This is a genomic window from Actinomadura napierensis, assembly GCF_039529375.1.
GTDB classification, from domain to species: domain Bacteria; phylum Actinomycetota; class Actinomycetes; order Streptosporangiales; family Streptosporangiaceae; genus Spirillospora; species Spirillospora napierensis.
The window spans coordinates 1-4,235 of sequence record NZ_BAAAMR010000231.1 but is presented as its reverse complement, the minus strand read 5'-3'; the positions used below and the strand labels follow the sequence as shown (position 1 = coordinate 4,235).

General features: G+C 75.7%; 4 protein-coding genes. 2 read left to right on the top strand and 2 right to left on the bottom strand.

Translation table 11 applies throughout. The features are described from left to right. The coding region (locus tag ABD296_RS48940) for a glycosyltransferase family 2 protein (protein ID WP_344285254.1) at positions 1-811 on the bottom strand (811 nt) is incomplete at its 3' end. Further along, positions 808-2,448, bottom strand: a complete 1,641-nt coding sequence (locus ABD296_RS48935; protein ID WP_344285251.1) for a carbamoyltransferase family protein — start codon at positions 2,446-2,448, stop codon at positions 808-810. The genes ABD296_RS48940 and ABD296_RS48935, both read right to left, overlap by 4 nt. Before the next feature lie 241 nt (positions 2,449-2,689). Between ABD296_RS48935 and ABD296_RS48930 the strand changes: the two genes are divergently transcribed. After that, positions 2,690-3,577, top strand: coding sequence for a glycosyltransferase family 2 protein (locus ABD296_RS48930; protein WP_344285249.1), 888 nt, complete (start codon positions 2,690-2,692; stop codon positions 3,575-3,577). 16 nt (positions 3,578-3,593) lie between these two features. Next, the coding region (locus ABD296_RS48925; protein ID WP_344285247.1) for a glycosyltransferase family 2 protein at positions 3,594-4,235 on the top strand (642 nt) is incomplete at its 3' end.

Sequence of the window (4,235 nt, the reverse complement as noted above, 5' to 3'; positions counted from 1 at the left end):
CGACGCCGGCGGCCGCGCGGTTTCCGCGCAGCGCCGCGAGCGCCGCCGCGGCGGCGTCGACCCCGGCCGCCGTGGTCATGGCGTGGCGGCGCAGCAGCCCCTTGCCCTCACCCGCGCGGGCCCGCCAGCCGCCGCCGTGGACCCGCCACATGAGGATGTCATCGGCGTTACCCGCCTGGGCGCGCACCGACGCCCAGAAACCTGCCGGACGCACCGGATGCGTCACGTGCCGCTCGCCTCGCACGAGGTCGTGCCCCGAGGCCAGGGCGCGCAGCGCGAGGTCGGCGTCCTCCCGGTAGGCGCGGCGGAACCGCTCGTCGAAGCCGCCCAGCTCGGCGAGGACGCCGCGCCGGTAGGCCATGTCGGCGGTGATCCAGTCGGCGCCGGCGAGCCCGGCGGTGTTGCGTTCCCAGTCGGTGGGGCGGCGGTCCTCCGGCAGCGGCACGGTGACGCGGCCCTGCGAGCCCGCCACCTTCGGCGGCAGCCCGGACAGGTCGTTGTTCAGCCGCCGCGTCCAGTCGGGATCGGGGACGACGTCGTCGTCCAGGAAGGCGACCCATTCGGTGGCGGCGGCGCGCCAGCCGGCGTTGCGCGCGGCGGCCGGGCCCCGCCCGCCGGAGCGGATCACCCGGATGCGCCGCCCGCCCGAGTCCGGCAGCGGCAGCGGCGCGCCGTGCGCGGGCCGGTCGTCCACCACGATGATCTCGTGCGGAGCGGGCCCGGGGCCGCCGGCGATCGACTCCAGCAGCGCGTCCAGGACGGCGCGCAGGCTCGGCCTGCCGATCGTCGGGACGACGACGGTGCAGCTCATCGGGCGTGCACCTCCCGGCGGCGGACGACGTAGGGCCCGATGGCCAGCAGGTCCACCGGCGCGGAGCCGAAGCACTCCAGCGCGTCGCGCGGGTCGTCGACCATGGGCCGCCCGGCGGTGTTGAGGCTGGTGTTGACGACGACCGGCACGCCGGTGCGCCGCCGGAACTCCTCCAGCAGCCGCGCGACGAGCGGCTCGTGCTCGGCCTCGACGGTCTGGATCCGCGCGGTGCCGTCCACGTGGACGACCGCCGGGATCCGCTCCCGCCACTCCGGGCGGACGCGGTGCACGAACAGCATGTACGGGCTCGGGATCGGGCCCTCGAAGATCTCCGTCGCGTGCTCCAGCGCGACCATCGGCGCGATGGGCCGGAACTGCTCGCGGCCCTTCACGTCGTTGAGCCGCTCGACATTGGCGGCGTGGCCGGGATGCGCGAGCAGCGACCGGTGCCCCAGCGCGCGCGGGCCGAACTCGGAGCGGCCCTGGAACCAGGCGACGATCTCGTTGCGCGCCAGCGCCTCGGCGACGGTCGCCGCGAGGTCCGCCGGACGCTCGTAGGGGACCTTGGCGGTGTCGAGCCGCCGTGCGAGCTCGGCGTCGTCCCATTCGCGGCCGAGGTCGGCGCCCGGCATCGCGGTGACCCGGTCGCCGCCGCCCTGGGCGAGGTGGAGCGCGGCGCCGAGCGCGGTGCCCGCGTCGCCCGCCGCGGGCTGCACCCAGATGTCGTCGTAGGGCCCGTCCTCGGCGAGCCGGGAGTTCGCCACGCAGTTCAGCGCGACGCCGCCGGCGAGCATCAGCCGGCGCGACCCGGTCCGGTCGTGCAGCCACGACGCCAGATCCAGCAGCACCTCTTCGAGCCGCGCCTGGACGCTGGCGGCGAGGTCGGCGTGGTCGCGGGTCCACTCGCCGTCGGCCGCCCGCGCCTTGGCGAGCGCGCCCCAGTCGATCGGCGCGACCGCGAAGCCGCCGTCGCCGGTGGCGAGCACCTGCTCGCGCAGCTCGTCCAGGAACCGGGGCTCGCCGTAGGAGGCCAGCGCCATCACCTTGTACTCGTCGCTGGAGCGCAGGAAGCCGAGATGCTGGGTGAGGTCCTCGTACATGAGGCCGAGCGAGTGCGGCAGGCGCTGCGCGTGCAGCGTGGTCAGGACGCCGTCGCCGTAGGTCCCGGCGAGGTGCGAGTGCGACTCGCCGCGGCCGTCCAGCACGAGGACGTCGCCGTCGCCGGGACCCGGCGCGGCCAGCGCGGCGGACGCGGCGTGCGCGACATGGTGCGGGACGTACCGGACGATCCCGGGGTCGAGCCCCGGAAGCGCGGCCGACAGGAAGTTGGGGGCGCGTTGCGCGTACAGCGTCCGCAGCCTTTCCCACTGCTCGTCGTGGCCGTCCAGGCCGGGTTCGACCAGGTCGGGGTCGTAGGAGTAGGCGACGGCGTCGAGGTCGCCGGGTTCGAGCCCGGCCCGGTCCAGGCACCACCGGGCCGCCTGCTCAGGAGGTTCCCAGGCGGAGAAGGCGACGGGCCGTTTCCCGTGCTTGCGGCGGCTGAAGCGTTCCTCCTCCGCCGCGGCCACGACCGTCCCGTCCACCACGAGGGCGGCGGCCGGGTCATGGAATATCGCGTTGATTCCGAGCACGCGCATGTGCAGCCCCGTTTCGGCGCAGCGTTCGGTGAAGTGGCGATGCCTCCGTCGTGGGCATCGGACCCGGGGATGTCGTTGGGAGCAAATCCCCTATAGGTGATTTGGTGCATTACCGGGGAGTCGCCCTCTAAACGCCGTGGGAGAAAAAGTCGCTGGTGAGCGAAGTGACAGGTGATGCGGCCTCCCGCGCCCGCCCCCTGCGCGGCACATGGAGGCGTGCGCCTCGGGTACGGGGCGTGCCATGCGCTGCACCCTCGTCGTGATCACCCGTGACCGCCGGCGTTCCCTGCTGGCGACCCTCTCCCGGCTCCGGGCGCTGCCCGAGGCGCCCCCCGTGATCGTGGTGGACAACGCCTCGCGGGACGGGACGCCCGACGCCGTCGCCGAGGAGCATCCGGAGTTCCGGCTGATCCGGTCCCAGCGCAACCTCGGCGCCGTCGCCCGCAACCTCGCCGTCGACCACGTCCGGACCCCGTACGTGGCGTTCTGCGACGACGACACCTGGTGGGAGCCGGGCGCGCTGCCGCGCGCCGCCGCCCTGCTGGACGCCCACCCGCGGCTCGCCGTCGTGACCGGCCGCATCCTGGTCGAGCCCGGCGGGCGCGAGGACCCGATCGTCCCGGAGCTGCGCGACTCGCCCGTCCCGGGGCCGTCCTGGCTGCCGGGCCCCGCGCTCGGCTCGTTCCTGGCCGGGGCGTCCATGGTGCGGGCGGAGGCGTTCCGGGAGGCCGGCGGGTTCTCCGCCCGGCTGTGGCTGGGCGGCGAGGAGGAGCTGCTCAGCGCCGACCTGATGGCCCTCGGCTGGCACCTGTGCTACGCCGAGGACGTCGTCGTGCACCACGAGCCGTCGCCGCTGCGCGAGGCCCACCTGCGGCGCCGGCACGGCATCCGCAACACGCTCTGGTTCACCTGGCTGCGCCGCCCGCTGCCGGTCGTGCTGCGCCGTACGGCCGGGCTGCTGCGCACGCTGCCGCGCGACCGAGTCACCGCGGGCGCGCTCGCCGAGGCCGCCGCCGGGCTCCGCTGGGTCGCCCGGGAGCGCCGCGCGCTGCCGCGCGACGTCGAGGCCAGGCTGCGCAGCCTGGAGGAGGCGCAGCGGGCGTCCAAGGCCCGCCGGTACGTCAGCTGAGACCGGGAGGGAGCCCATGAGCGACGTGACGATCGTGGTCGCGACCCGCGACCGGGCCGACGAGCTGCGCCGCAGCCTCGCCCGGCACACCGCCCCGGTGATCGTGGCCGACAACGCCTCCGCCGACGGCACCGCGGAGGTCGCGGAGGCGGCCGGTGCCCGGGTGCTGAGGCTGTCCCGCAACCTCGGCGCCGCCGCCCGCAACGCCGGCGCGCGCGAAGCGGCGACCCGCTACGTCGCCTTCGCCGACGACGACTCCTGGTGGGCGCCCGGGGCGCTGGAGCGGGCCGTGGAGATCCTCGACGCCCACCCGCGGACGGCGCTGCTGGCCGCCCGCGTCCTCGTCGGCGAGGACGAGCGGCTGGAGCCGGTGTCGGAGGGGATGGCGCGCTCGCCCCTCGGCCGGCCGGACGGCCTGCCCGGACCCGCGATCCTCGGCTTCCTCGCGTGCTCGGTGATCGTCCGCCGCGACGCGTTCCTGGACGCCGGGGGCTTCTCCGACGTCCTGCACTTCGGCGGCGAGGAGGAGCTCCTCGCTCTCGACCTGGCCGCCGCCGGGTGGGGCCTCGCATACGTGCAGGAGCTGGTCGTGCACCACCATCCGTCCAAGAGCGGCCGGAATCCGGCGGCGCGGCGCCGCCCGGAGGGCCGCAACCGG